A 26,053-nucleotide genomic window follows, 5' to 3' on the forward strand; every position below is an offset into this window, starting at 1 on the left:
AAATCGTGGCTCGTCAGCCTCGGGCAGTCTTATCGATACACGCCCAAGCCGCGCCCCTTCAGGGCATCGCCAGCCGATCTTGATGGTCCGCAAAGAGAGCGATGAGATGGTCGGCGAGAACCCGCACGCGTCTGGATCCGGCCAGGTCAGAATGCATCACCAGCCAGAGGGTCTGATCCGCGCCGATCTCCGGCTGCAGGCACTGCAGGCCGCTGGCCCGCGCCATAAAGTGCGGCAGGACGCCCAATCCGAGGCCCGCGGATACTGCGGAAACCTGGGCCACGAGCGTATTGGCTTCGACTTTACACGGCCGGCCGCGCAGGGTGCGCGTGATCCATTGGGCGGCCGGCAGGTGCTGGTGAGTTTCCGGCCACCCCACAAAGTCCGCCTCGCTCAGCGACAGGCCGTCCGCGCCGACCAGACAGTCGGCGGCGCCATAGACGCCAAACCCCACCGTCCCCAGCCGCTTTAACGTCAGATGCCCGGCCTCAGGCTTGACCATGCGGATCGCCAGATCGGCATCCCGACGGTGCAGGTTCACCGGCTGCACGCCGCTCAGCACCTCCACCCGCAGCTCGGGATAATGGTCCAGGAGCCCTTTCAGGGAGGGCAGAATAAAATGCGTGGCCAGGTTATCCGAGGTGGCCAGGCGAACAACCCCGGCGACATGCCCCTGCAGTTGCGCCGCTTCGCCGAACGCCAGGCCAGCGTATTCCAGCGCCTCCGCCCGCGCGAGCAGGGCTTCGCCATCGTCGGTCAGGCGGTAGCCGCTCTGATGGCGGCTGAAGAGCGGAACGTTCAACGCCTGCTCCAGCCGATCCAGCCGGCGGGAGACCGTGGCAATCCCCATGTTCATCTTGTCGGCGGCGCCGCTCAGCGTTCCCGCCCGGGCGATGGCGAGGAATATGCGAGCATCATCCCAGTGAAATTCTGCGGTCATCTCTTTTCCATTTATGGAAAACGGCTCTCCGTTTTCTGCTCTTTTTTATCAATTTTGCAGGGATGATACTGCACGCCATTCGCGGAGACAACCAGGCCATCCGATCGCCTGCTCTCTCCTCACCTGAACGTTCGTGCACCGCGCGGAACGCTCCTTTCCTAAGGATACGCCTGATATGAAAGAGATTGCTTTACCCCTCCACCCGGCGCCGGCGCGCGTCTGGACTGCCGTCGTTGCGCTCGGGATCTGCGCCTTTTCGATCGTCACCAGCGAACTGGCGCCGGTGGGCATGCTCAGCGCCCTGGCGGCGGATTTTCACCAGACGGAATCCGGCGTGGGCCTCGCCGTCACCGCCTATGGCTGGGTAGGCGCCCTGGCGGCTCTGCTTTCCGGCGCAATGCCGGCGCGTATTTCCCGCAAGGCGCTGCTGGTCGGGCTGATGCTGATCCTCGCGTTTTCCTGCCTCGCCGCAACCCGGTCTTATTCGATGTTCGCCCTGATGAGCGCCCGCATGATTGGCGCCCTGGCGCATGGCGCCTTCTGGGCCTTAATTGGCATTGTCGCCGCGCAGCTGGCGCCGCCGCACCGGCTGGGGCTGGCCACGGCGATCATTTTTGGCGGCGTGTCAGCGGCAAGCGTAGTGGGGGTGCCGCTGGCGAGCTTTATCGCCACCCTGGCGGGCTGGCGACTCGCGTTTATGTCGATGGCCTTGCTGTCACTAGCCGCCGCTGCTGTGCTGTGCTCGACGCTGCCCCCGCTGGCCGCCCCTGCCCCCGTCAGGCTGCGTGTTTATCGCGATATCTTCCGCAATCCGCTGCTCGGTGGCCTGTATGGCGCCACGGCCTGCATCATTACCGCTCACTTTGCCGCCTTCACCTACATTGAACCGCTGCTGATAAATCTGCAGGGAGTCCCGGCGACCGCCCTCTCCGGCCTGCTGCTGCTGTCAGGGGTTTCCGGGCTGCTGGGTAACGTTATCGCGGGTAAGCTTATCGATCGTCATCTGAAGGGGCTGATTTTCGCTGCGCTGCTGCTGAGCGGGGGCGCGCTGGCGCTCCTTGGCGCCGCCCGTCTTGCGCCACTGCCGTTCTGTTTTAGCGGGCTACTGTTAGCCCTGTGGGGCGCCGGCATCGCGATTGTGTTCGTCGGCTTACAGACCTGGCTGCTGCGCAGCGCGGGCGCGGTCGCCCAGCCGGCGTCAGCCATTTATGTGGCCATTTTTAATGCCGCCATCGGCACCGGGGCGTTTGTCGGCGGCCAGTTGATCGCCTCAGCTGGCCTGTCGGGAATGGTGTGGCTGGCGGCGGGGATCATGGTGGGCAGTACGCTGCTGATCGCCCTGCTGAAAGCGCCTCTGCCCGGTCAGATCGGTGCGGCGACGGCAGGCGCTTAGATTTGCGCCAGCCCGCCGTCGACATAGATCTCCGCGGCGTTAATAAAGCTCGACTCATCCGACGCTAAAAATACCACCGTCCGGCCAATCTCCTCCGGCTCGCCCAGCCGCCCGAGCGGTACGCCGGCCGCCAGAGCATCGAACAAGCCCTGGCGGTCCGCCTCCGCCACCAGCCCTCCCAGACCCGGGGTACGTACCGGCCCCGGGCTGACCACATTGATGCGGATCCCGCGGTCGCTAACCTCCAGCGCCCAGGAGCGCGCCAGGCTGCGTACCGCGGCCTTACTGGCGCTATAGATGCTGAAGTTAGCCGTCCCTTTTACCGCCGCCGTAGAGCCGGTCAAAATCACCGAGGCGCCATCGGCGAGCAGCGGCAGCGCTTTTTGCACGGTGAACACCACCCCGCGCACGTTGGTGGCGAAAATCCGGTCGACGTGCGCTTCGGTGATGGCGCTCAGCGGCAGCATGTCTCCGCCGCCGGCATTGGCGAACAGCACATCCAGCCGGCCGGACTCTTCGGCAATGGTCGCAAATACCGCGTCAAGGTCGCTTAACACGGCGGCGTCGGCGCGGATCGCGCGGGCGGCGGGCCCGATGAATCTTACCGCCGCATCCAGCTCCTCCTGACGGCGGCCGGTGATGTACACCTTCGCGCCCTGCTCCGCCAGCGCTTTCGCCGACGCCAGGCCAATCCCGGCGCTGCCGCCGGTGACTAACGCCACTTTATCCGCAAGTTTTTTGCTCATGGTGCATCTCCTTGGTTAGAGTATAAACAGGCCAGGCTCGCGAACGCGCCCCGCCGGGTATGGAAAGCACTGTAATCGTCCCGGCGAGGCGGAAAAATGGCCTAATCTGAAAAACACTCTTCCCCTCGGTGGATAATGACCTTCAGTAACCAGGATAAAGCGAATAATGGACCGGTTTTCAGCTCTCAAAGCCTTCACCCGCGTTGTCGAAGCCGGCAGCTTTACCCGCGCCGCGGACTCGCTGAATATGCCCAACGCCACCCTCAGCAAAACCATTCAGCAACTGGAGGCGCATCTTGGGGTTTCCCTCCTGCAGCGCACTACGCGGCGTATCACCGTGACGCCGGAAGGACGGGAGTACTATGAAAAAGCCCGCTGTCTGCTGGAAGACCTGGAAGAGATCGACGCGTCGTTCAATACCGCCCGCAATAAGCCGAAGGGCCATCTACGGATCGCCATCGGCGGGTCGACCGCGTGCGATGTGCTGATCCCGCTGCTGGCGGACTTTATGACCTCCTGGCCGGATATCCGTATCGATTTGCAGGTGGCCGATAAACCCGCGGACCTCATCAGCGGCAATATTGACTGCGCCATCCGCGGCGGTCCGATGGAAGACTCGACGCTGATCGCCCGTAAAATCGGCGAGGCGACGCTGGTCACCTGCGCCACCCCGGGCTATCTTCAGCGCTACGGCACCCCCGCCTCGCCGGATGAACTACATCATGGCCACCGGCTCATCAGCTATCTGTCGCCGGCCAGCGGCAGAGCGTTTCCGTTTCGCTTTACGCGTCACGGCGTCAGCACCGAGCTGAAGACAGAGCCCCATCTCGGCATCAATGAGAGCAACGCGCATATTGCCGCCGGCGAGGCGGGCTTAGGCATTGTGCAGACCTTTACCTATTCGCTGAAACCGGCGCTGGCGAGCGGCGAACTGGTGGAGATCCTCAGCGCCTGGCGCCCGGCCCCCTATCCTTTTCACGTTGTCTATGCCCGGCACCGGCACGTCCCGCCCCGGCTCCGCGTCTTTATTGACTGGCTGGCGGCGGTTTTTCCGGCCGCGGTGCAGGGATAGCGCGCGTTATCTGACGCGGAGCAGGTCGCCGTATCGCGTGGTGTAGCGCGGCGAGAGCATCTCTCGCTTCATCTGCCACTGCTGCTGGATCCCCTGGCCGGCAAAATAGAGCGCCCCCCTGCCGTTTTTCGCATTCAGCTGATCGAGAACCTGCATCAGTCTGGCGCTGTTGTGCCGCGGAGCAAGCTCGTCGAACAGATTCAGCTGGGCGACGCCCTGGCTGTAGAAATCGCCGAGCATCACGCCGGCCTTCTGATAGCGATGCCCCGCTTTCCAGATGGCATCCAGACAGCTCGTCGCCGCGGCGATAATATCCCGGGAGTCCTGGGTCGGCGTCAGCAGCTTTAGCGAGGCGCTGTTGCCGTAATAGGGTTCATTCAGCGCGAAGGGGCTGGTTTTGACAAAGGCGGAGACGAACCGGCAGTACTGATGCTCACCGCGCAGCTTTTCTGCTGCCCGCGCGGCATAGCTGCAGATCGCCTGGCGCATATCCTCATAGGCCGTAATCCGATCCCCGAACGAGCGGCTGCAGATAATTTCCTGCTTAGCGGGGGCAAACTCCTCCAGCGCCAGGCAAGGCTCGCCGCGCAGCTCCCGTACCGTTCGTTCGAGCACCACCGTGAAGTGCTTGCGGATAAAGCGGATATCGCTCTCCGCCAGCTGGAGTACCGTGCCGATCCCCATCGCTTCAAGCTTTTTGCCGATCCGCCGCCCGATGCCCCAGACCTCGCTCACCGGCAGCAGCGCCATCAGCTTTCGCTGCCGCTGCGGGCAGGACAAGTCCACTACCCCGCCCGTCTGCCGCGGCCACTGCTTCGCCGCGTGGTTGGCCAGCTTCGCCAGGGTTTTGGTCGGGGCGATGCCAACGCCCAGCGTCAGATGGGTACGCTGCAGCACCGTGGCACGGATTTCGCGGCCAAAATCGGTCAGATCTCTGCAATGACGCACACCGCTGACATCGCAAAAGGCCTCATCGATACTGTAAATTTCGCAGCGCGGGGTGAGCTCTTCCAGGGTGGCCATGACCCGGCTGGACATGTCGGCATACAGCTCATAATTACTGCTAAACGCCACGACGCCGTGGCGAAGAAACGCAGCCTTCTGCTTAAAGTAGGGTTCGCCCATTTTCACAAACGGCTTCGCCTCCGCCGAGCGGGCGATCACGCAGCCGTCGTTGTTCGACAGCACCACCACCGGCCGCCCCTTCAGGTCTGGCCGGAAGGCGGTCTGACAGCTGGCATAGAAGGCGTTCACATCACAATGCGCGAACATGATCAGCCCGCCGCCTTGATGATGTAGGTTACGACGCCGAAAATATCGAGCGTCTCCTCGCGGCCGACCACGATGGGTGAATAGGCCGGGTTCATCGGGTTAAGCTGCACCCGCGGCAGAAGCTGCAGCTTCTTTACCGTAAACTCGCCGCCGACGGCGGCAATCACGATATCGCCATGCTCCGCTTTACGCGCGCTGTCCACCACCAGCAAATCGCCTTCGTCAATGCCGGCATCGATCATGCTGTCGCCAGCGGCTTTGACAAAATAGGTCGCGCTGGGATGCTGCACCAGCAGCTCGTTGAGGTCGATTCGCTTCTCAACATAGTCCTGAGCCGGGCTGGGAAAGCCGCACTGCACCAGGTCGGCAAAAAAGGGAAAGGAGACAATCTGACGTAGCTCAACCGGCGTGTAAACGTTCATTTTTCAACCCACCACACAATACTGAATATATATACAGTAGTTTTGCCAATTTTACCGGTCAATATCGGCTCCAGCTATCAATCGCCAGCACTGAAATAACTCCTTGATGTCAATAGGGGTCTTCTTCAGCACCAGCGAACCGTTTGCTGCTTTTGCGCGCAGCCCGCCCGCCGCGCGAGGTGGTAGATGCGCAGCGCCGCGGCATTCGCTTGACACTGTACATTAATACAGTAAAACTATCGCCCGCGATCAGCATACAGAGGACAGAAGATGTTTGTGGAACTGATTTATGACAAGCGCAATTTTGCCGGGCTGCCGGGCGCCAGAGAGGCCATTCTTAACGAGCTGACCAAACGCATGCAGCGCATTTTCCCGGAGGCGGAAGTGCGGGTGAAGCCGATGATGACGCTGCCGGCGATCAACACCGACGCCAGCAAGCATGAAAAAGAGCTGATCAGCCGCACGGTGCAGGAGATGTTTGAAGAGGCGGATATGTGGCTCACTGAAGAGTGATCCCGCCCGTCAGTCGCGGCGACCACCTCTTTAAGAGCTTTCCCGGATGTGGCAGAGCCGCGGGCAGCAGTACAATAGCGGCGGTTGCAGACTGGCAATGCAACCTTCGCTCACCTGCTGGCTCTTGCATACGGCCAGCAGGTGAGCCCTACCTGTCTCCCCTCATCGCCTCACAGCGTCTCCGGTAGCGCCGCTATAATTCTATCCACTAGCCCGCGATGCTGATGGACCTTCCCGCATTTAACAATGATCTGCCTGGCGTTGTCATAGCCCGGGGCCCACAGCCGGTTATTAAGCAGAACGTCCTTATAGACCGCGATCAGCGGTTTGTTCCACGCCGCCGCCATGTGCACCACCGAGGTGTCCGGGGAGATAATCAGCTCCGCCTGGGCGATCAGCGCCATCGCATGGTGTAACGTGTTAAATGGGTTAATCACCACCTCCGGCGGTAGCGGGATGCGGATCTCGCGCCGGTGATCGAGCAGAATAACCGCGTTCCCCGGATGGCGGGCCAGCAGTTTGTCGAGCAGTTCCGCCAGCTGCGTCTGCGAGAGACTGCGGTCGGCATGGCCGGCAAAAATATTAATCACCACCGCTTTTCCGCTTAGCGACGCCAGATACTGCGCCACCTCCTGCATAATCGGCCCGGGCACCGCCAGGTCGTAAGCGTCCAGCCCGCGGGTGTCCAGTTGGAGATAATCGGCGATCAGCTCGAACGTTTTCGTCACGTGCCAGCGCTGGCAGTCAAAATCAAAAGAGTGGGAGTAGTGCTTAATCGATGGCCATTTATTAAACCCGAGCACTGATTTGGCTTTTATTTGTCGAAAAAGCCGCAGGCGATGCACGGGAATATCGAACAGCGAAGGGTCAATAATAATATCGTACTTATTATTAGCCAGTTCATTAATAACGTCGCGAGGAACGTTATGATTAAATTTACGCAAAAAATCGGCGGACGTGACCGGGTCAGCTTCATAAATATGGCGGATCCGCGGGTTATAACGCATCACCTGGCTGTTAGAGGTCGTCAGCAAAAAATCAACGATATAGCCTGACTGATGCAGGCATTTCACCAGCGCGGAATCCACCACTACATCGCCGACCGCCCCCTCATTGCGCATCAACAGGACGGTTTTCGCAGACGACAAATCTACCGGCTGACGGCGTCGGCGATCCCAGAGCGCTTTCGCCACCCCCACCCGCAGGGCATTACGTACTTTCTTAGTAAAGTAATTCCGCCGTCTGTTGAGCTCCCTTATTTTATTAAATTTCTTGCGTGGGGAACCCTGCATGGTTGCATCGTGCATCATCCTAACCTCATTACGGCAATTATTAATATTCTGTGTCGTCCGATAGAGACTGAGCGAAATAAAAAAAGTTCGATTGAAAATGAAAATCATTCTTTTTTTTATTTACAAAACTCATCTGCGCCTGCGGGATTGCACCACAGCACTGTGAAGTAATAATGAGCGAATGGTGAATTTCCCGGCCCACCGTTGGCAGGCCGGCGCAACAGCGCTAAGCTGGCTGCTTTATGATGTCAGGAGGACGCTATGCTTGAAGCAGTAGAAGGTAATATCCACCAGCGGCTGTGCGCGCTGCTCGACGAGCACCGGGCCCGCTACCGGGTGATGGCGCACGAGGCGGTCGGTCAGTGCGAAGCCGTCTCGGCAATCCGCGGCACCGCGCTTGGCCAGGGCGCGAAAGCGTTAGTCTGTAAAGTGAAAGGAAACGGCGTCAACCAGCATGTGCTGGCGATCCTCGCCGCCGATCGCCAGGCCGATCTCGCCAGCCTGGCCCGGCATATCGGCGGCAGCAAAGCCTCGCTGGCCAGCCCGGCGGAGGTGGATGCCCTCACCGCCTGCGTGTTCGGCGCCATTCCCCCCTTCAGTTTCCATCCGGCGCTGCGGCTGGTGGCGGACCCGCTGCTGTTTGAACGCTTTCCACAAATCGCCTTTAACGCCGGGCGCCTGGACCGGTCGATCATTCTCGACACCGAAGACTATTTACATATCGCCCGACCAGAGATCGCGACCTTTCGCCGTCTTAGCTAACCGGGCATCCGCCCAGATTTCCGCCGCATGGCGTAAAAATCCTGTTTATTCACGCCACGATGCGTAGAGTAAGCGGGATATTTTTGGCATTCTTATTTTGGCAAGGACCTCTGTACATGTTTGATACCACCCTGTTGATCCTGCTGGGTCTGGCGGCGCTCGGCTTTATCAGTCATAACACCACCGTGGCGATCTCCATCCTCGTGCTGATTATCGTGCGCGTCACGCCGCTGAACGCCTTCTTTCCCTGGGTTGAGAAACAGGGACTGACCGTCGGGATCATTATTCTGACCATCGGCGTGATGGCGCCTATCGCCAGCGGCACGCTGCCGCCCTCGACGCTGATCCACTCCTTTATGAACTGGAAATCGCTGCTGGCGATTGCGGTCGGGGTGTTTGTTTCGTGGCTCGGCGGGCGCGGCGTCTCCCTGATGGGCTCCCAGCCGCATCTGGTGGCCGGGCTGCTGGTCGGTACAGTACTCGGCGTCGCCCTGTTTCGCGGCGTCCCGGTCGGGCCGCTGATTGCCGCCGGGATCATCTCATTGTTTATTGGGAAGTCGTAGCCAGGCTACCGTGATAGCGGCCCGGTGTCTGCCCGAGCCCTTTTTTAAACATGGTGATGAAGGCGGTGGTGGAATCGTAGCCCAGCGCCTGAGCCGTCTGCTGCACCGTCTGCCCGCGGATCAGCAGCTGCAGCGCGAGGATCAGCTGCAGCTGATGGCGCCAGCGGCGAAAGCTCAGCCCCGTTTCGCGCACTACCAGGCGGGCCAGATTCCGCTCGCTCATCGCAAACACCGCCGCCCACTGGCTCAGGGTCTGCCAGCGCGCCGGATCCTCAGCCATCATCGTCACCATTTGACGAATTTTCGGGTGGTTTGATACCGGCAGCTGCAGGTGCTCCTGCGGCTGGCGGGGCAGCTCATCAAACAGAACCTGCACCAGCCGGGCCGTGGCGGGGGCAGCCAGGGACTCTCCGCCGCGCTCCGCCAGAGTAAGGATCAGCTCTCGCACCAGCGGGGAAATCTTTAGCGTACAGCAGCGATCCGGCATCGGCGCGGCGCCCGGCTCGATGAACAGGAAGCATACCTGGGCGCCGGGGGTAGCGCGGTTACTGTGGGACAGCTGCCCCGGAACCCACACCGCATACTGCGGCGGCACCATCCACATTGCGTTCTCCACCTCGCAGGTCAAGGCGCCGTGCAGGGCAAGGATCAGCTGCCCCTTACGGTGGGAATGCGCCGGAATATACTGCTCCGCCTCCACCACCCGGATACGAAAGGCAATGGCCGATTCGTGGCCACTGTCCGGTTCATAGCCATCCAGCCCCAGTCCAATCATCATATTGTCCGATATTAGCGATAATCTGTCATTTTAGCTTGATTTAAACGAGGGACAAAGCCGCTATCGTAACCCCCCTCGTTAGTTACTTTGAGAATGATATGTCTTCTGTGATCTCCTCTACCGGCCGCCGCCCCGCGCTGCTGATTGCCGGTATCCTGCTCATCGCCACCACCCTGCGCGTGGTCTTTACCGGCGCGGCGCCGCTGCTGGACGCGATTCGTAGCGACTATGGCCTGACCACCGCGCAGACCGGGCTGCTCACTACCCTGCCGCTGCTGGCCTTTGGCCTTGTCTCGCCGCTGGCGGCAGGGGTTGCCCGCCGGTTCGGCATGGAACGCAGTCTGCTGCTGGCGATGCTGCTGATCTGCGCCGGCATTGCCCTGCGCTCCCTGCCCTCCGCTGCGCTGCTGTTTATCGGCACGGCGGTGATCGGCTGCGGCATTGCGCTGGGTAACGTGCTGCTGCCCGGGCTGATTAAACGGGATTTCTCGCAGCATGTCGCGCGGATGACCGGCGCCTATTCCCTGACGATGGGCGGCGCGGCGGCGCTTGGTTCGGCGCTGGTGGTCCCCGTGGCGATGGCCGGATTCGGCTGGCGCGGGGCGCTGCTGCTGCTGATGGTCTTCCCGCTACTGGCGCTCCTCAGCTGGCTGCCGCAGTCCCGGCGCCGGGCGGAGACGCCATTGACCGGCTCAGGCGCTATGCATAACCGGGGGATCTGGCGGTCGGCGCTGGCCTGGCAGGTGACGCTGTTCCTCGGCATCAACTCGCTGGTCTATTACGTGATTATCGGCTGGCTGCCGTCGATTCTGCAGAGTATGGGCTATAGCGAAGCGCAGGCCGGCTCGCTGCATGGCCTGCTGCAGCTGGCGACCGCCGCGCCCGGCCTGGCGATACCGCTGATCCTGCATCGGCTGCGCGACCAGCGCGGGATCGCGGTGCTGGTCGCCCTGATGTGCGCCATCAGCGCCGCCGGGCTGTGGCTGTTGCCTGAGCTGGCGATCGGCTGGACGCTGCTGTTCGGCTTTGGCTCCGGAGCCACCATGATCCTCGGCCTGACGTTTATCGGCCTGCGCGCCAGCTCGGCGCATCAGGCCGCGGCGCTGTCAGGGATGGCGCAGAGCGTCGGCTATCTGCTGGCCGCCTGCGGGCCGCCGCTGATGGGCAGGATCCATGATGCCAATGGCGACTGGCATATTCCGCTGCTGGCGGTGGCGCTGATTTCGCTGGTGATGGCGGTCTGCGGCGCGCTCGCCGGACGTGACCGGGAAATTCACCCCTGAAGATGACCGGCAGCGCCCGCTGCCGGTGGAATTATTGTGCCGCGGCGCGGAGAAACGCCTGCACCAGCGGCGCGGGACGCCCGTCCAGCGCGTGACGCTCATGCTGGAACAAGGTGGCGACAAAAAACGGGTGCGTCACCAGCTCGACGGCGCGGATCTCACCCTCTTCATCCCAGCCGGTGACGCGCAGATCGCCCTGCTCCAGCTCCGCCGCAAACGCGCTGCTCACGCCGTACCGGCAGTGGTAGCCCTCTTCAATGCTCTCCCGGCCATAGGCGCGGGCAATCAGCGTATTCGCCCGCAGCTCGACGACGGCAGAGGTCTCCACCAGCGAGCAGCTGAGGGGAGCGATCACCATCCGCCCTTCGCTGTCGGTTTCCGCATGTCCGGCGTCCTGCCAGCCGAGCACGTTACGGGCGTATTCAATCACCGCGTGCTGAAAGCCGCCGCAGGTGCCGAGGAAAGGAATGCTGTTTTCCCGGGCATAGCGGATCGCGGTAAACGCGCCTTCCGGGTGACGATACGGGCTGCCGGGAACGACCCAGACGGCATCGTACTCGGCCAGCGCCTCGCCGGAGGCGATCGACGGGGTGGCGAGCCAGTCATATTTCACCGGCTGCTCCAGCACGGCGGCGGCATCGTCTATCGCCAGGGGAATGGCCTGATGGGCAACAATATCGGGGTGATAATCGCCGACAAGGGCGAGGCGTAAAGGAGTTTTCATAGCAGGTTCCTTATGTCTGGACGAGACGGACAGCACAAGGCACGTCAGAATAGCGATCCCGCCTGTGGAACACAATCCTTATTTTCACCCCACCGCCGTGGCCGACGGGTGAGGTATACTGGAAAAAGCGCGTAAGGGAGAGAGAATGAAAAATAAGCTTTTGGTCAGCGCCTGCCTGATGGGATTCCAGGTGCGGTATAACGGTAGCGAGAAGGCACAGCTGGCGGCGACGCTGTCCCGCTGGCAGCAGGCGGGGCGGCTGGTGATCCACTGCCCGGAGCTGGCGGCCGGTCTGCCTACGCCCCGACTGCCGGCGGAGATCCTCGGCGGCACCGGCGGCGATGTGCTTGCCGGACGGGCGCGGATCGTGGAAAGCGACGGCCGCGACGTCACCGGACATTATCAGCTGGCCGCCTGGCTGGCGCTCAGCGCCGCCCGGGAAGCGGGCTGTCAGGCAGCGTTACTCACCGACGGCAGCCCTACCTGCGGCAGCCAGTTTGTCTATGACGGTTCCTTTCGCGGACGGCGCAAAGCGGGCGCCGGCGTGGCCGCCGACCTACTCCGCGCCCACGGCATCACGGTATTTTCCGACGGGCAAATCCCGCAGTTGCTCGCCTGGATGGCACAGAAGGAGCAGGATGATGATTCAGTGTAAACGGGTGTATGACCCGCAGGAAAGCAGCGACGGCTATCGGGTGCTGGTCGACCGTCTCTGGCCGCGGGGGATTAAAAAAGAGGCGCTGGCCTGTGATGAGTGGTGTAAGGAGTTAACGCCTTCCGCTGAGCTGCGCAAAGCCTTTCACGGCGAGGCGATCGATTTCGCCCACTTCAGCCAGCGCTATCGTCAGGAGCTCGACGCCCATCGCGAAACGGGCCTGCGGCTGGCGGCGCTGGCGCAACGCCAGCCGCTGACGCTGCTGTACGCTGCGAAGAACACCGAGCAGAATCATGCCCGGGTGCTGGCCGCCTGGCTGGCGGCCCTGCCGGTTACGATTTAGCCGGATGATCCCGGCGCCACAGCGCCCACTCGTCGAGGGTTTCGCCGCTGGGTAGTTTGCACTGGGTGCTGACGCCCTGCGGCGTTTGCACCGGCACCCGGGTGCCGCCGGATTGCTGACAGTATACCGCCGCGGGGTTGGGCATGCCGATGGTTTTCGTCGGCGCAGTGGGCTGCGGCTGGGCACAGCCGGCTAATACCAGTGGCAGAATAGCCAGTAGCTTTTTCATTGTTCCTCCCTTTCCTGAATGCCCGGGGATTTTAGCCTGAATCTCCACGTTTTCTCCATCTTGCCTGCACTTTTCCCCCGTAGAGTAGCCCTGTTCTCGAACTGACCAGAGAACAGATCATTCCATAATCAATGAGTTTTTCCCCGTCGCCCCCGACGGGGCTTTTTTTCCCACCGCGTGGACAAGTATTCCCCAGACAGATGTGATAAATTTAAAAATATCACTGTTTATTCGACGCTGATGTCCGTTTGCAGCCCATTATGCTGGGGTGACGTTTGGCGTGCTGGAGCTGTATTATTCATGTCAGATTTTATTCTTGCCCGGGTGTCGCAAACCCTCGCTGCGGAACAGTCCCTGGAAACCCTGGTGCGTCAGCTACTGGAGATGCTGGAGGCGGTGACGCGAATGGAGTCCACCTACCTCACCCGCATTGATACCAACGCCCAGCGGCAGCAGATCATGTTCGCCCACAACAGCAGCGAAATGCAGATCCCGGAAGGATTTTCCGTCCCCTGGGATGAATCCCTGTGCAAACGCGCCCTTGAGGATCAGTGTACGTTTAGCAATGACGTTGCCAACCGCTGGCACTCCTGCATCGCCGCCCAGGAGCTGGGAATCGCTACTTTTTTAAGCATTCCCGTCCGCCTGGCCGACGGCTCTCTGTTCGGCACCCTCTGCGCCACCAGCCGGCAACAACAGCCTTATAACCTCGAAGGCGAACAGGTCATGGGCCTGTTCGCGAAGCTCATTTCCCACTACGTGGAAAAAGACACCCTGGTGCAACAGCTGCAGGCGGCAAACGTCGCGCTGGAGCTGCACTCGTCTACCGATGAGCTCACCCAGCTTCCCAATCGCCGCGCGCTGTTTAAGCAGCTGGCGTTACGCTTTGCCTCCGCCCGCGCCCAGCAGCAGCAGGTCTCGCTTATTTTTATCGATCTCGATGGTTTCAAAGCCATTAACGATCGGTTCGGCCATCCGTGCGGCGACAGCTTTCTGGTGCAGGTCGGCAAACGACTCACCGCTGTCGCGCGCCGGGAAGATATCGTTGGCCGCCTTGGCGGCGATGAGTTTTTGATCGTCGGTAGCGCCCAGCAGCCTGCCGCACAGCAGGCGTATGTCACGTCCCTGCGTCAGGCTCTGTGCGGCGTCTACTTCCTCGGCGAACAGCGTATCGACTATGAGGGCGCCAGCTTCGGGGTGGTCACCTGCGATCCGCAGAGTATCGATGTTGAAGCGGCCTTACGCGCTGCCGATGAGGCGATGTACCAGGATAAGAAGTCCCGCCGCCAGGAGAATTTCATTCATATTGACTAAAGTACCGCGATATCCAGTATCATGCAGGGCATCATTCGTGGGCACAGGGACACAATCATGAAATTGGGTATTCTTTTCCCGGTGGCGATCTTTATCATCGCCGTCGTCTTTCTCGGCTGGTTTTTTGTCGGCGGCTATGCGGCGCCGGGTGGGGCATAATGAAAAAAAGCACCATTATCATGCTGGTCGTCGCCATCGTGGCGGTGGCCGGCACCCAGTTTGGCTGGTGGTGATCGCCGCGGCGATATTGCGGAGTTATCCTATCCCATCAATAAGTTAACCCTTTACACTCACGTTATCCGCCGCGGCATTCTCGGCCCCGGGGAATAAGAATAGCGGGAGAAGTAAGGATGAAAAAACCGATCGTGTTACCGTTGATTATTGCGCTGTGCACGCTGTTATCGGGATGCATTATTGACGATGGATATCATCCCCATCGCCACCACCACCATCATCACTATCATGACGACGACTAATGCTTCACGCTGTTGATAAGCCGATAAGACAGGGCGAACCGCGGTTCGCCCGTTGACGCTTAATCCTGACGATCGGCGCCGAGGAAAATAAAGCCGAGGGGGATAGCGAAGAGCGCGGTAAAGACAATGCTGTAAACCGTCACCATCGCCCCCTGCAGGAAGAACATGGACGTCGTCCACTCTGAGTACGGCATATTGTACTCGCTCACCACGCCCCCGAAGGTCGCCCGCCCCACTACCGCCAGCGCGATAGCAAACACCACCGCGAGCGACAGACAGTATTTTTTGCAGTTTTTATTGCTGAGGAGTTTTTGCAGAATCATCGGGGCTTCCTTTTTGCTGAGCGATAAACGGCTGTATATGTAACACCAATGCAATAAAAAATGAAGGGTTTTTGTTACAGGGCAGAATAAGAGACGGCGGGCCGGTCAGCGGGTAACCGGCCCGTGGGGATCAGGACTGCAGGGTAGCCAGGCGCGCGGCGAACCCGACGAAAACCAGACCAATCAGGCTGTTGCCAAGTTTAGCCAGCTTCTTGCGGGTTTTGACGTAGCGGGTGACAAACGAGCCGGAGAGGATCAAAAAGCTCATATAGCAGAAGCTAATCACCTCGAGGGTCAGCGCCAGGATAAAGAACGCCACGCCGGGGGTTTTGGCGTTGACATCGATAAACTGCACGAAAAACGACACATAGAACAGAATCGCTTTCGGATTGGTCAGGCTCAGGGTCAGGGAGCGCTTGAGGATCGCGCTCGCCGGCTCCGCGCTGGCGTCGGACTGGCCGTCGCGCTGGGTCAGCACCGCATAGAGCATTTTGCCCCCGAGCCACAGCAGGTAAATTGCCCCGAGGTAGCGCACGACGTTAAACAACACCGGCGTGGTTTTAATCAGCGTCGCCACCCCGGCGAAGGCCAGAAACATCAGCACTGCGTCGCCAATAAAGACGCCCGCCGCCGCCAGATAGCCTTTCTTCACCCCGTGGGCAATGCCCGTTTTCAGCACGAAAAACGTATTAGGGCCAGGAACGAGGATGATAAACACCGCCCCGACCAGATAGGTTAAATAATTCAGAACACCAAACTCAGCGAACACTCTGCACTCCTTCGCGCACGACTAAAACATGATCCGGCTCACGTTACCCCAACTGTCGGGATTTTGAAAGCGCAGCCTGTGCGGGAAGGTTAATAGACGGAAGGTTCACCCAGCGGGCGGGTTTTAAAACGACGGTGCACCCACAGATACTGCTCGGGGGCACGCAAAATCTCGCGCTCGATCACCTTGTTGATATAGCCGGCAGCGATCTGCTTATCTTCACCCGGATAATCATTCATTACTTCGCTAATATGCAGGCTGTAGCCCTGGCGATCCAGCTTGCGCACCATACTGATACTCAGCATTTTCGCACCCGATAAACGAGACAGAACATAGGTGCCGTTGGTGGTCGCCGCCTGTGGGACGGAGAAAAACGGCGCAAACACGCTGCCCTTAGGACCGTAATCCTGATCGGGCGCGAACCACACCGCTTCACCGGATTTCAAGGCATGCACCAGACCGGTCAGATTGTTGCGATCGATCATCGCTTTGTTCGAACGCAGGCGACCGCGGGTTTGCACCCACTCCATCAGCGGGCTGTTGTGCGGCCGGTAGGTGGCCATCATTGGCCGACACAGCCCCATCGCGCGCCCGCCCAGCTCCAGCGACATAAAGTGCACGCCGACGACCATTACCCCTTTCCCACCGCTAAGCGCGTGATTAAGGTTGGCGAACCCCTCGACATCAAACCATTTTTTGACCCGCTCGTCGCTCCAGAACCAGGCCATGCCGGTTTCGATAAGCCCCATTCCCAGCGACATAAAGTTTTGATCGATCAGCGTCTCGCGCGCCGCTGGCGACATGTCCGGGAAGCAGAGTTCGATATTACGCCGGGCGATATGTTCGCGGCGTTTAAGAAAGCGACGGGAAAGGCGACCAGCGCTGGTGCCGATAAAATGCAGCAGCGGATAAGGCAGTTGCACGATTAACCAGAGGATGCCGAGCCCGAACCAGGTCAGCCAGTTACGCGGGTGTAAAAGTTGTTTATTAAATACGCAGGCCATGATTTTTCCTGTAAACATTAATTATGTGGTAACGCTTAAGGAAAACAGAATCCATTTATCATCATTAGGCGGTACGTACAGCAAGTTCGACAATACTAATCCGCTGAAATTCCCTCCGGCAAGTAAAAAACAGCAAGCTGACAAAAAAACATAATTGCGGCACATATGTTACTAAATGTAAACTTAAATCTTGAACCACGCTTAATATATTCATCATGCATATCATTTTCACGCTAATCATCAGCGTTACTAACGAAAACAACCGAAAGCTGCCGCAGTGCGGCCCTGGCCGCCGGTGGCAGGCGTCCGCTGAGCCGCGCGATCGGCGGTCTGACCGCGTTGGGATGCATCGTAGTCTGTCAAAGCGAGTATTAAACGCGTCCCACTGCGAAATGCATCTTTTTTAATCCGTCAGCATAAAAAAGATTAAAACGACTTTAAGACAACAATTAAGAATAGACTTATTTAAACCTGCTTTTAAAATAAGCGCGGTGCATTGAAATACTGTGCCCGCCGGACAATAAAAAATATTTTTTTACGCCTCGTGGGAAACACAGGTGGAGTGAATGATGGGCAATCATCCGCCATCGATTTGCATGGAAGCCAGGTCATTGAGAAGAAAGCACGGCGAGGGTGTGAAAAACGCCCTCGCCGCAGAGGATCAGTAGGTATGGAAATATTGCTGAATCAGCTGCGGATCTTTAGTCTGCGTCAGCGCGGTCATCAGCAGTATACGCGCTTTTGCCGGGTTGAGGGAGTCGGCCACCAGCCCGGGCTGGCTGTCATCCGGCGGTACGACGCCGCTGCCGGTACGGGAGGCTCGCACCACCACGATGCCCGCCTGCTGCGCTTTTTTGATACCGGCGGCGCTACGTACCGACACCGACCCCGCCCCGGTTCCGGCGTAGATAATACCGTCGGCATGATGGGCGATCGCCGCATCGTACATATACTCCGGATCGTCCTGGTAACCATAAATAATCACCACCTTCGGCAGAACCTTCAGCTGACGCACATCGAACACCGAGCGCAGCGTGTGAATTTTATCCACCCGCGTCTCGAACTGGGGTTTTCCGCCCACCACGACACCAAGATAGCCCTCCTCGGGCGCCCGGAAGGTATCCAGCGAAGTGGCATTAGTTTTGGTGACAAAGCGCGCCGCGCCGATGCGGTCGTTAAGCACCACCATAACCCCGCGTCCCCGGGCATCAGGATCGGCGGCGACCGTGACCGCTTCCAGCAGGTTCATCGGCCCGTCGGCGCTGATCGCCGTCGCCGGGCGCATCGCCGCGGTAAAGACCACCGGCTTGTTGCTTTTCACCGTCAGATTGAGGAAATACGGGGTTTCATCCAGCGTGTCCGTGCCATGGGTGATCACCACGCCATCGACATCGTCCCGGGCCAATAGCGCATTTACCCGCTTCGAGAGCTGGAGAATAATATCGCTGGTCATATTCTCACTGCCAATATTCGCCACCTGCTCGCCCTCGACGTGAGCGATTTTACTCATTTCCGGCACGGCGTTAATCAGCGTCTGCACCCCAAGCGCCCCGGCTTTATAGCCGGTTGTTTGGGTATTGCTGGCCGCCGAACCAGCAATCGTTCCGCCGGTGGCTAAAATAACAATATGCGGAAGACGCGTCTCGCTAAACGCCAGGCTGCTCATCGTCAATAACGCAATGGCAAGTAATGCTCTAAAATTCATACAGGTCACTCCCTTCATAGACATTAATCAAACTTACGCTTGCTTAATGCAAAGGGCTTGCCAGAATTCATTTCTTTTCTGGGGGGGAAATGGTTAACTATCAGACAATAATAAGGTTCTTAGGACGATATCGCCCAACTCTGGTGCACCACTGGATCTGAAACGGGCAGAGCTATGAACCAAAACATTCTGCGGATTTACCTGTTCAGCAACACACAACACGCATTGCGATCAGATTATCGACACTTCCGTCACCGGCGAGAGCATTTTTGCCCGCCAGGTCACGCGAACGGAGAACAGAGATGCGTATTGCCCTGAAGTCGGCCCTGATGCTGACCACCAGAGTCATCCAGATCATTAACCCTGAACTGCACCGGCATATGCAACGAACGGCCTTAATCGCCCTGACGCTGGCGCAAAGGCTGAGACTGCCTGACGAACGGCAGCAGACCATTTTTTGCGCCGCGCTGCTGCACGATATCGGCGTGCTGGGGGATAAACGCACCATTCATTCGCTGGATGCTATCGATAATATCCACGACCCGCATCAGCGCCAGGGTGTGGCGATGCTGGAGGGATTAGCGACCTTCCAGCCCATCGTTCCCTTTATTCGCGATCACCATTTTAGCCCGAACCACCGGGGCTCCCGCGAACAGCACATTGTCTATTTCGCTGATGCCTTTGAACGGCTGCTGCCGGCCGATAGCCACGTTGCCGCCTGGCCCACGCGGGCGGTGGTGGAACAGTTCGTCGCTTTGCATCGGGAGATCGATCCGCCGCTCTGCGATATCCTGTGCGAGGTCGCTGAAAATGCGAACTTCTGGCAGCACCTTCACCCCGGCCATATTCAGCGGCTGCTGGAGATTATTGGCCCCATCAACACGCGCTATCTGGATATTCACGGTCTGAAGGATGTCTGCCTGCTGATTGCCAAAATCGTCGACACCTACAGCAGCTTTACCGCCACCCATAGCATCATGGTGGGGGAAATCGCCCGCCAGCTTGCCCGCTGGATGCAGCTGCCGGAGCCCACCTGCCAGCAAATACAGATAGCCGGCTATCTACACGATATTGGCAAGGTCTATATCCCACTCTCCATTCTCGAAAAAGAGGGCGAGCTGGATGATGAGGAGCTGAGTCAGGTGCGGGAGCACAGCTACATGACCGGCGAACTTCTCAGCGACTATAGCGAGCTCGGCGACATCATTAACTGGGCCTCGAATCATCATGAAAAAATGGACGGCAGCGGCTACCCTCTGCATCTCGAAAAGGAGCACCTGACCCTCGCCGACCGGATTATCTCCATCGCCGATATTTTCACCGCGCTGACCGAAGATCGCCCTTATCGTAAAGGGATGGCCTGGCAGGAAGCCTTACAGATTATGGAAGCGGATGTTATAAATGGCGCTCTGGATAGCGATGTCTTCCTCGTTTTGCGCCACCATGCGGAAACGCTACACGCCATCATTCTTCAGACCCTTGCCCCTCTGCATAGCGAGCGCCGCCTCTGAAGCGGGCCGCCGTCGTGGCGGGGGCGGAGTTCTATAATCAAAACAGCTTCATCTGCATGCAAGGAAATTCACGGTGAGAATCGCCACCATCACTAACTGGGCTTACGGGATCACCGTTGGCCTGACGCTGGCTTCCGGGAGCGCTATGCTCATGGCCTCCAGCGCCGACCGCGTCGAACGCCAGGCGGTACAGCAGCGCCAGGTCTTTGATACCCTCTCCGACGAGGTGGAAAACGACGCCTGGGCGCTGTCTGACCTCGCCCGGCTGTACGTGATAAAGCCTTCGCCGGAGACGCTTACGCAATATCAGCAGCTGCAGCAGACCGACAAGAGCATAGAGCAGCGGCTGGGCGGCCTGAAAGATAACGGCGCCAGCCGCGAGGAGCTGGCGCTGCTCCAGGATGGCCTGCGGATCGCCAATGAGCTACAGGATGAACAGCAGGCGGCCCTGGCGCATGTCGCTCGCGGCGATGCGCCAGCGGCCATCGCGGTGCTGTACGGCACCGCGTACGAGACTGAACTGGAGCGCATGCAGACGCAGATCGATCGCTTCCGCCAGATGCTTGAGCATCGCGCCGCCGTCGCTATCGACCAGGCCACCGAGCGCTCGCGGATCTGGCGTACGCTGTCGGAAATCATGGTCGGCCTGACCGCCCTGATGTTTTTGTTCGTCCTCGGCTTCATTCTCAAACGCCGGGTGCTCTACCCGGTGGTTCGCCTGAGCGACGTGGTCCAGCGTCTCGCCTCCCAGGATTATGCGGTGGAGACGCCGCACTTTACCCAGGTGGATGAGATTGGTGACATGGCCCAGGCGATCCGCATTTTTCGCGAGAACGGCCTGGCCCGTCAGCGGCTGGAGCAGCAGCGCGACGCCGACTGGGCGATCCGCGAGCTGCTGGCGCGTATGACTCAGCGGCTGCAGGGCTGTGAAACCATTGAGGATGTGATTAAGGTGGCGGAGCGGTTTGCGCCGAATATCGCCCCGACGATCCCCGGTAAACTGTATGTTCTGGATACCGACCCCTGGCAGATGCGCTGCGTAGCGCAGTGGCTGTCACCCGCCGGTGAGACGACGCCCTTTTCTCCCGACGACTGCTGGGCGATACGGCGGGGACTCAGCCATCCGCCGGTGCAGGGCGAGCCCGATATCACCTGCTATCATCTGCCGGAGACGCACGCCGGCCAGTCGCTCTGCGTACCGCTCATCGCCCAGGGCGAAGCCATTGGCCTGCTGACCTTCCAGAACGTTACCGCCGGTGACGCTCCTTCCCGGGCCTATCTCGAGCTGATGGCGGAAGCGTTGGGCCTGGCGCTGGCCAATCAGCGTTTGCGCAGCGCCCTGCTGGAAAAAGCGCTGTTCGATTCCCTGACCGGCCTGCGTAACCGCCATCATCTTGACGAAGCGCTGCATTCGCAGATGGCGCTGGCGGTCCATACCCATACTCCGCTGAGCTGTCTGATGATCGACATCGATCATTTTAAAACCATCAATGATCGCTATGGCCATGAGGCTGGGGATCTGGTGATTAAGAGCGTTGCGACCATTGTGCAGCGCGCGGTGCGCGATATCGGCATGGCTTTCCGCTACGGGGGCGAGGAGTTTTTAGTGCTGCTCCCCGGGATTGACGAAGCTGGGGCGCACCAGTGCGCCAGCGAGATCTACACCCAGGTGCGCAATATGACGCTGCGCGATGGTCTGACCGAGATAGGCCAGGTGGATGTGTCGATTGGCATCGCCAGCTACCCGCAGCACACCCAAAGCGATAGTCTGCTGCGCGCGGCGGATGCCGCGCTGTACCGGGCGAAAGAGCTGGGCCGCTCAAGGATTGTCAGCTTTGGCCGCCTGAAGACCAGCTAACCAGGACTATCGCTCAGCGGTATTAAGCAGCGAGATAACTTTCCTTACCACCGCCGAACGAATATGGCGGTGGTAAACCATGCTCAGCTCACTCTCCGCCAGCCGATCCTGGAGATCGATATACACCACGTTATCAAGGCGTAAGGCCCGCGCCGAGAGCGGAACCAACGCCACTCCCACCCCGGCGGAGACCAGGCTAATCATCGAGGTAACGTCGTTAATCCGCTGCGCCACCTGCGGCGTAAAGCCCGCGATGCGACAGGCATCCATAAAAACCTGCTCCAGTCCGGTGCCCTGCGGATCGTCAAGCGAGATCCAGTTGTCAGTGCGCAATGAGGCCAGATTAAGCGCGCCCACGCCGGCCAGCGGATGCTGTTGATAGAGGGCCAGGCAGAGCTTTTCACGTACAAACGGCCTGACCACCAGCGCGTCCGGCGGCGAGGCCAGCGGCGCGCGGATGATGGCGATATCCAGACGCAGATCCAACAGCGCTTCGTAGAGCATTTGCACATCCCCCTGCACCAGCGACAGCTCAATCCCCGGCCAGTCGGCGCGCAGCCGGCGCAGGAGCCCCGGCAGTTTACTGTCGTACATCGCGCTGGAGACATACCCCAAATGCAGCCTCCCCTGCTCGCCCCGCGCGGTGCGCTGGGCGTCCAGCACCGCCTGATCGGCCATTTCCAGCGCCAGCCGCGTCTTGTGTAAAAAGGCCTCGCCCGCGGCGGTCAGAGTCAGACGGCGGTTGGCGCGGGAAAAGAGCACCACGCCCAGGCGCTGCTCAAGCTGCTTAATCTGCTGACTGAGGGCGGGCTGGGCGATATGTAACCGCTCCGCCGCCCGGTGCATATGCAACTCTTCGGCAACGACCACAAAATGGCGTAACGCTCGCAAGGACATGGTCGGACTCCTCCCTACAAATTGATAAGAAAAAGCTTATCAATAAAGCATAAATGATGCAATTGATAACCATTAGCCTGCGAAGCATACTGTGCGCATCGATACGCTAAGGAGAACATCATGACCGCACCGATTCAGGATCTGCGCGACGCCATCGCGCTGCTGCAACAGCATGACAATCAGTATCTCGAAACCGATCATCCGGTTGACCCTAACGCCGAGCTGGCCGGTGTTTATCGCCATATCGGCGCGGGCGGCACCGTGAAGCGCCCCACTCGCATCGGGCCGGCAATGATGTTTAACAATATTAAGGGTTATCCACACTCGCGCATTCTGGTGGGTATGCACGCCAGCCGCCAGCGGGCCGCGCTGCTGCTGGGCTGCGAAGCCTCGCAGCTGGCCCTTGAAGTGGGTAAGGCGGTGAAAAAACCGGTCGCGCCGGTGGTCGTCCCGGCCAGCAGCGCCCCCTGCCAGGAACAGATCTTTCTGGCCGACGATCCGGATTTTGATTTGCGCACCCTGCTTCCGGCGCCCACCAACACCCCTATCGACGCCGGCCCCTTCTTCTGCCTGGGCCTGGCGCTGGCCAGCGATCCCGACGACGCCTCGCTGACCGACGTCACCATCCACCGCTTGTGCGTCCAGGGCCGGGATGAGCTGTCGATGTTTCTTGCCGCCGGCCGCCATATCGAAGTGTTTCGCCAGAAGGCCGAGGCCGCCGGCAAACCGCTGCCGATAACCATCAATATGGGTCTCGATCCGGCCATCTATATTGGCGCCTGCTTCGAAGCCCCTACCACGCCGTTCGGCTATAACGAGTTGGGCGTCGCCGGCGCGCTGCGTCAACGTCCGGTGGAGCTGGTTCAGGGCGTCAGCGTCCCGGAGAAAGCCATCGCCCGCGCCGAGATCGTTATCGAAGGTGAGCTGTTGCCTGGCGTGCGCGTCAGAGAGGATCAGCACACCAATAGCGGCCACGCGATGCCGGAATTTCCTGGCTACTGCGGCGGCGCTAATCCGTCGCTGCCGGTAATCAAAGTCAAAGCAGTGACCATGCGAAACAATGCGATTCTGCAGACCCTGGTGGGACCGGGGGAAGAGCATACCACCCTCGCCGGCCTGCCAACGGAAGCCAGTATCTGGAATGCCGTCGAGGCCGCCATTCCGGGCTTTTTACAAAATGTCTACGCCCACACCGCGGGTGGCGGTAAGTTCCTCGGGATCCTGCAGGTGAAAAAACGTCAACCCGCCGATGAAGGCCGGCAGGGGCAGGCCGCGCTGCTGGCGCTGGCGACCTATTCCGAGCTAAAAAATATTATTCTGGTTGATGAAGATGTCGACATCTTTGACAGCGACGATATCCTGTGGGCGATGACCACCCGCATGCAGGGGGACGTCAGCATTACGACAATCCCCGGCATTCGCGGTCACCAGCTGGATCCGTCCCAGACGCCGGAATACAGCCCGTCGATCCGTGGAAATGGCATCAGCTGCAAGACCATTTTTGACTGCACGGTTCCCTGGGCGCTGAAATCGCACTTTGAGCGCGCGCCGTTTGCCGACGTCGATCCGCGCCCGTTTGCACCGGAGTATTTCGCCCGGCTGGAAAAAAACCAGGGTAGCGCAAAATAAGCAATAGCCGCCGGTAAACGACGGCATTTTTCCCTGCCGCGCGATCCTGAGCGGATGGCGCAGGCAGGATTAATTGATCGCAGCGGCGAGATCTTTTTTCACCAGCTCGCGCAGCTCAGAAATCAGCACCTGGCTTACGTCGAAATGGCGATCGGGGCGTTACGCATGGGGGTATTTACAGGGAATGATCCTTCATAAAAAAGAGAGGCGCTTATCACTGCGCTAATAAAGACTATCTGTAGCAAAGGGGGTATTTAAAACTGGATAATAAAAGAATAGCAGGTAACCGAAACCAGCCCCCGGTCGCCCCTCAACCGCAAAGAAAAATATATTCTTCCTTCCAGTAGCGGCCCTGACCTATGATGTCCCCGGCAGAAGTGATTAACCGTTTTTGCTTTTCGGTTTCGATACCCTCAACGATCACATGGCCGGTCAGGGTATGAATAGACTGCAACAGACCGGGCAAAGCGGGGTCGTTTTCTTTATCCCAGAAGTAATCCTTATCCACTTTGACGCAATCGAAGCGGAATCTCTCCAGCAGCGGGAAGGAGGTTCGCCCGCGACCAAAATCATCCAGCCAGACCGGACAAAGCGCCGCCAGCGTGCTTAGCGCCGTCAGCTCGCGGCCGGCGATAAACTCATGAAAATTCTCATTTATCTCCAAAGCAATATGCTTACACGAGCGCAGAAAATCGCAGAGATAGCGGTCCGTCAGAATAAAATGGCTTAATAAATCATCGATATTGAGCGAGATCGGCTTATTATCGACCAGGGAAAAATCAAATACGGAAAGCAACTCGATTTGTCGGGTAAATAGTGCAAGCTTATCGCTTTCGGTAAGCGTGGAGAAAGAAAACGCGGGCGCTGAGGCGTTATTTCGTGCGGGTGCTATAATATCTTTAGTGAGCAATTCCCACGAGTGGCAGCTGCCATCATCGCTAATAGCAGGCTCCAGTACGAAGCGATAGGAGGTATTTTTCGCGTTTTCTTCAACCATTTAAAAAATACCAAAAATAAGAAAGGGTTAAAGCATGTCATATATTTCCCGCCAACAAAAATAGTTTAAAATGATCGATAAGAAACATTCGATAGCTAAAAACTATCAACATATAATTTATTGATCGGTAAAGTGAATTAATATAAATTAGCCACCGCTGTCGCATGCGTTTAGACAACAATTAAAATATTGTTTCAAACCAGCCAGTTACATGACGAGCCGCATCCAGTCGTAGCCACATTACGCTTTTCCCCGGCGGCAAAGAAAAAGCGTGGTGTAATAAAAATCAAAAATACAAGCCGCCAGTTTTCGTCCTTTCGTATGCCAAAAGATGAATAATCTCTGACCCAACGCAACCGCTTGCCGATAATAAAAACGCTGCCCCGGTCAACGAAACGTCATACTTTACCGCTACCTTGCTGGCAGAACAGGCGCAGCGGATAAAGGGCAGTGAAAAGAAAATACATGGTTCCACTGGCGCTAATGCTCCTCATGCTCATCGCCAGCGCATGGCTGGAACCGGCCCCGCGGCCTGTCGCCAGAGGGCTGTGCGTCTGGTTCGACGGGGCAATGGTCAACTGTC

At 59.0% G+C, this 26,053-nt stretch carries 30 protein-coding genes and 1 pseudogene; 16 read left to right on the forward strand and 15 right to left on the reverse strand.

All coding sequences use genetic code 11. The features are described 5' to 3' along the window. Nucleotides 1-58 precede the first annotated feature (58 nt). Nucleotides 59-940, reverse strand: coding sequence for a LysR family transcriptional regulator (locus tag IB144_RS16240; RefSeq protein ID WP_004179386.1), 882 nt, complete (start codon nt 938-940; stop codon nt 59-61). Nucleotides 941-1,115: 175 nt separating this feature from the next. On the opposite strand from IB144_RS16240, the gene IB144_RS16245 reads away from it, so the two are divergent. After that, a complete protein-coding gene (locus IB144_RS16245) occupies nt 1,116-2,333 on the forward strand; it encodes an MFS transporter (RefSeq protein ID WP_040216465.1) in 1,218 nt (405 codons plus the stop codon). Here IB144_RS16245 and IB144_RS16250 read toward each other — a convergent pair. After that, nucleotides 2,330-3,079, reverse strand: a complete 750-nt coding sequence (locus IB144_RS16250; RefSeq protein ID WP_004213132.1) for an SDR family oxidoreductase — start codon at nt 3,077-3,079, stop codon at nt 2,330-2,332. The two genes, IB144_RS16245 and IB144_RS16250, sit on opposite strands and share 4 nt — an antisense overlap. Before the next feature lie 166 nt (nt 3,080-3,245). Here IB144_RS16250 and IB144_RS16255 point away from each other — a divergent pair, with 166 nt between their 5' ends. Then, nucleotides 3,246-4,151: a LysR family transcriptional regulator gene (locus IB144_RS16255; protein WP_004140447.1), complete on the forward strand. Its 906-nt coding sequence runs from the start codon at nt 3,246-3,248 to the stop codon at nt 4,149-4,151. A gap of 6 nt (nt 4,152-4,157) precedes the next feature. On the opposite strand, the gene IB144_RS16260 is transcribed toward IB144_RS16255, so the two are convergent. Next, complete coding sequence (locus IB144_RS16260) at nt 4,158-5,423, reverse strand: Y-family DNA polymerase (RefSeq protein ID WP_004183665.1); 1,266 nt, start codon at nt 5,421-5,423, stop codon at nt 4,158-4,160. A gap of 2 nt (nt 5,424-5,425) precedes the next feature. After that, nucleotides 5,426-5,845: a translesion error-prone DNA polymerase V autoproteolytic subunit gene (locus IB144_RS16265; RefSeq protein WP_002901192.1), complete on the reverse strand. Its 420-nt coding sequence runs from the start codon at nt 5,843-5,845 to the stop codon at nt 5,426-5,428. Nucleotides 5,846-6,115: 270 nt separating this feature from the next. Between IB144_RS16265 and IB144_RS16270 the strand changes: the two genes are divergently transcribed. After that, complete coding sequence (locus IB144_RS16270; RefSeq protein ID WP_002901096.1) at nt 6,116-6,358, forward strand: DinI family protein; 243 nt, start codon at nt 6,116-6,118, stop codon at nt 6,356-6,358. A gap of 170 nt (nt 6,359-6,528) precedes the next feature. On the opposite strand, the gene IB144_RS16275 is transcribed toward IB144_RS16270, so the two are convergent. Further along, nucleotides 6,529-7,665: a glycosyltransferase family 9 protein gene (locus IB144_RS16275; RefSeq protein WP_074421917.1), complete on the reverse strand. Its 1,137-nt coding sequence runs from the start codon at nt 7,663-7,665 to the stop codon at nt 6,529-6,531. Between IB144_RS16275 and IB144_RS16280 the strand changes: the two are divergent. From IB144_RS16280 to IB144_RS16290, 3 genes and pseudogenes are all read left to right on the forward strand, one after another. Next, nucleotides 7,660-7,816 (forward strand): annotated as a pseudogene (locus tag IB144_RS16280) (hypothetical protein). The gene IB144_RS16275 and the pseudogene IB144_RS16280 overlap by 6 nt on opposite strands. A 95-nt stretch (nt 7,817-7,911) precedes the next feature. Then, complete coding sequence (locus IB144_RS16285; protein WP_004892876.1) at nt 7,912-8,412, forward strand: YbaK/prolyl-tRNA synthetase associated domain-containing protein; 501 nt, start codon at nt 7,912-7,914, stop codon at nt 8,410-8,412. Nucleotides 8,413-8,528: 116 nt separating this feature from the next. Beyond that, nucleotides 8,529-8,975 (forward strand): DUF441 domain-containing protein, encoded by a 447-nt coding sequence (locus IB144_RS16290; protein WP_002901080.1) that lies wholly within the window; start codon nt 8,529-8,531, stop codon nt 8,973-8,975. Here IB144_RS16290 and IB144_RS16295 read toward each other — a convergent pair. Continuing rightward, nucleotides 8,959-9,753 carry a helix-turn-helix transcriptional regulator gene (locus IB144_RS16295; RefSeq protein WP_004140469.1) on the reverse strand — a complete coding sequence of 265 codons (795 nt, stop codon included), beginning with the start codon at nt 9,751-9,753 and terminating at the stop codon, nt 8,959-8,961. The genes IB144_RS16290 and IB144_RS16295 overlap by 17 nt on opposite strands. A gap of 107 nt (nt 9,754-9,860) precedes the next feature. On the opposite strand from IB144_RS16295, the gene IB144_RS16300 reads away from it, so the two are divergent. Beyond that, the gene (locus IB144_RS16300; protein WP_020324105.1) at nt 9,861-11,036 is read left to right on the forward strand and encodes a CynX/NimT family MFS transporter; all 1,176 of its coding nucleotides are present in this window, start codon (nt 9,861-9,863) and stop codon (nt 11,034-11,036) included. 31 nt (nt 11,037-11,067) lie between these two features. Here IB144_RS16300 and IB144_RS16305 read toward each other — a convergent pair whose 3' ends face one another. Then, entirely contained in the window at nt 11,068-11,760 is a 693-nt protein-coding gene (locus IB144_RS16305; RefSeq protein WP_046654414.1) for a CTP synthase, read from the reverse strand. Between the two features lie 145 nt (nt 11,761-11,905). Here IB144_RS16305 and IB144_RS16310 point away from each other — a divergent pair, with 145 nt between their 5' ends. Both IB144_RS16310 and IB144_RS16315 read left to right on the forward strand, forming a co-directional pair. Continuing rightward, nucleotides 11,906-12,415, forward strand: coding sequence for a DUF523 domain-containing protein (locus tag IB144_RS16310; protein ID WP_004176547.1), 510 nt, complete (start codon nt 11,906-11,908; stop codon nt 12,413-12,415). Between the two features lie 4 nt (nt 12,416-12,419). Then, complete coding sequence (locus IB144_RS16315; RefSeq protein ID WP_014343000.1) at nt 12,420-12,758, forward strand: DUF488 family protein; 339 nt, start codon at nt 12,420-12,422, stop codon at nt 12,756-12,758. Here IB144_RS16315 and IB144_RS16320 read toward each other — a convergent pair. Next, complete coding sequence (locus IB144_RS16320; RefSeq protein WP_004176548.1) at nt 12,748-12,987, reverse strand: DUF333 domain-containing protein; 240 nt, start codon at nt 12,985-12,987, stop codon at nt 12,748-12,750. The genes IB144_RS16315 and IB144_RS16320 overlap by 11 nt on opposite strands. Nucleotides 12,988-13,287: 300 nt before the next feature. Here IB144_RS16320 and IB144_RS16325 point away from each other — a divergent pair, with 300 nt between their 5' ends. From IB144_RS16325 to IB144_RS16335, 3 genes are all read left to right on the forward strand, one after another. Further along, nucleotides 13,288-14,301 (forward strand): sensor domain-containing diguanylate cyclase, encoded by a 1,014-nt coding sequence (locus tag IB144_RS16325; RefSeq protein WP_004176549.1) that lies wholly within the window; start codon nt 13,288-13,290, stop codon nt 14,299-14,301. A gap of 57 nt (nt 14,302-14,358) precedes the next feature. Next, a complete protein-coding gene (locus IB144_RS16330) occupies nt 14,359-14,460 on the forward strand; it encodes a YoaK family small membrane protein (RefSeq protein WP_004150782.1) in 102 nt (33 codons plus the stop codon). A gap of 191 nt (nt 14,461-14,651) precedes the next feature. After that, nucleotides 14,652-14,777 carry a hypothetical protein gene (locus tag IB144_RS16335; RefSeq protein WP_004140488.1) on the forward strand — a complete coding sequence of 42 codons (126 nt, stop codon included), beginning with the start codon at nt 14,652-14,654 and terminating at the stop codon, nt 14,775-14,777. Between the two features lie 59 nt (nt 14,778-14,836). Here the strand turns inward: IB144_RS16335 and IB144_RS16340 are convergent, their stop codons facing one another. The 4 genes from IB144_RS16340 to fraE form a co-directional block, all read right to left on the reverse strand. After that, complete coding sequence (locus IB144_RS16340) at nt 14,837-15,100, reverse strand: DUF2534 family protein (RefSeq protein ID WP_004140489.1); 264 nt, start codon at nt 15,098-15,100, stop codon at nt 14,837-14,839. 130 nt (nt 15,101-15,230) lie between these two features. Then, entirely contained in the window at nt 15,231-15,869 is a 639-nt protein-coding gene (gene leuE, locus IB144_RS16345; protein ID WP_004150783.1) for a leucine efflux protein LeuE, read from the reverse strand. An 89-nt stretch (nt 15,870-15,958) separates the two neighbouring features. Further along, complete coding sequence (gene lpxP, locus IB144_RS16350) at nt 15,959-16,873, reverse strand: kdo(2)-lipid IV(A) palmitoleoyltransferase (RefSeq protein WP_008807690.1); 915 nt, start codon at nt 16,871-16,873, stop codon at nt 15,959-15,961. 661 nt (nt 16,874-17,534) lie between these two features. Then, nucleotides 17,535-18,578: a fructose-asparagine asparaginase gene (gene fraE / locus IB144_RS16355; protein ID WP_004179363.1), complete on the reverse strand. Its 1,044-nt coding sequence runs from the start codon at nt 18,576-18,578 to the stop codon at nt 17,535-17,537. A 302-nt stretch (nt 18,579-18,880) separates the two neighbouring features. Here fraE and IB144_RS16360 point away from each other — a divergent pair, with 302 nt between their 5' ends. Then, a complete protein-coding gene (locus tag IB144_RS16360) occupies nt 18,881-20,089 on the forward strand; it encodes an HD domain-containing phosphohydrolase (RefSeq protein ID WP_032419083.1) in 1,209 nt (402 codons plus the stop codon). Between the two features lie 73 nt (nt 20,090-20,162). Then, nucleotides 20,163-21,947 (forward strand): sensor domain-containing diguanylate cyclase, encoded by a 1,785-nt coding sequence (locus tag IB144_RS16365; RefSeq protein ID WP_019705575.1) that lies wholly within the window; start codon nt 20,163-20,165, stop codon nt 21,945-21,947. 6 nt (nt 21,948-21,953) lie between these two features. Here IB144_RS16365 and IB144_RS16370 read toward each other — a convergent pair whose 3' ends face one another. Beyond that, nucleotides 21,954-22,844 (reverse strand): LysR substrate-binding domain-containing protein, encoded by an 891-nt coding sequence (locus IB144_RS16370; protein WP_032439862.1) that lies wholly within the window; start codon nt 22,842-22,844, stop codon nt 21,954-21,956. A 120-nt stretch (nt 22,845-22,964) separates the two neighbouring features. Here IB144_RS16370 and IB144_RS16375 point away from each other — a divergent pair, with 120 nt between their 5' ends. Together IB144_RS16375 and IB144_RS16380 are read left to right on the forward strand one after the other, a co-directional pair. Continuing rightward, nucleotides 22,965-24,473, forward strand: coding sequence for a UbiD family decarboxylase (locus IB144_RS16375; RefSeq protein ID WP_004140497.1), 1,509 nt, complete (start codon nt 22,965-22,967; stop codon nt 24,471-24,473). Between the two features lie 33 nt (nt 24,474-24,506). Then, nucleotides 24,507-24,671, forward strand: a complete 165-nt coding sequence (locus IB144_RS16380; RefSeq protein ID WP_020804938.1) for a hypothetical protein — start codon at nt 24,507-24,509, stop codon at nt 24,669-24,671. Nucleotides 24,672-24,783: 112 nt separating this feature from the next. On the opposite strand, the gene IB144_RS16385 is transcribed toward IB144_RS16380, so the two are convergent. After that, nucleotides 24,784-25,470, reverse strand: a complete 687-nt coding sequence (locus IB144_RS16385) for an EAL domain-containing protein (RefSeq protein WP_004150790.1) — start codon at nt 25,468-25,470, stop codon at nt 24,784-24,786. A gap of 398 nt (nt 25,471-25,868) precedes the next feature. Beyond that, a complete protein-coding gene (locus IB144_RS16390) occupies nt 25,869-26,048 on the reverse strand; it encodes a hypothetical protein (RefSeq protein WP_004140501.1) in 180 nt (59 codons plus the stop codon). Nucleotides 26,049-26,053 lie beyond the last annotated feature (5 nt).

The sequence above is a fragment of the Klebsiella sp. K4 genome (assembly GCF_014596785.2).
In the GTDB taxonomy this organism is placed as follows: domain Bacteria; phylum Pseudomonadota; class Gammaproteobacteria; order Enterobacterales; family Enterobacteriaceae; genus Klebsiella; species Klebsiella pneumoniae.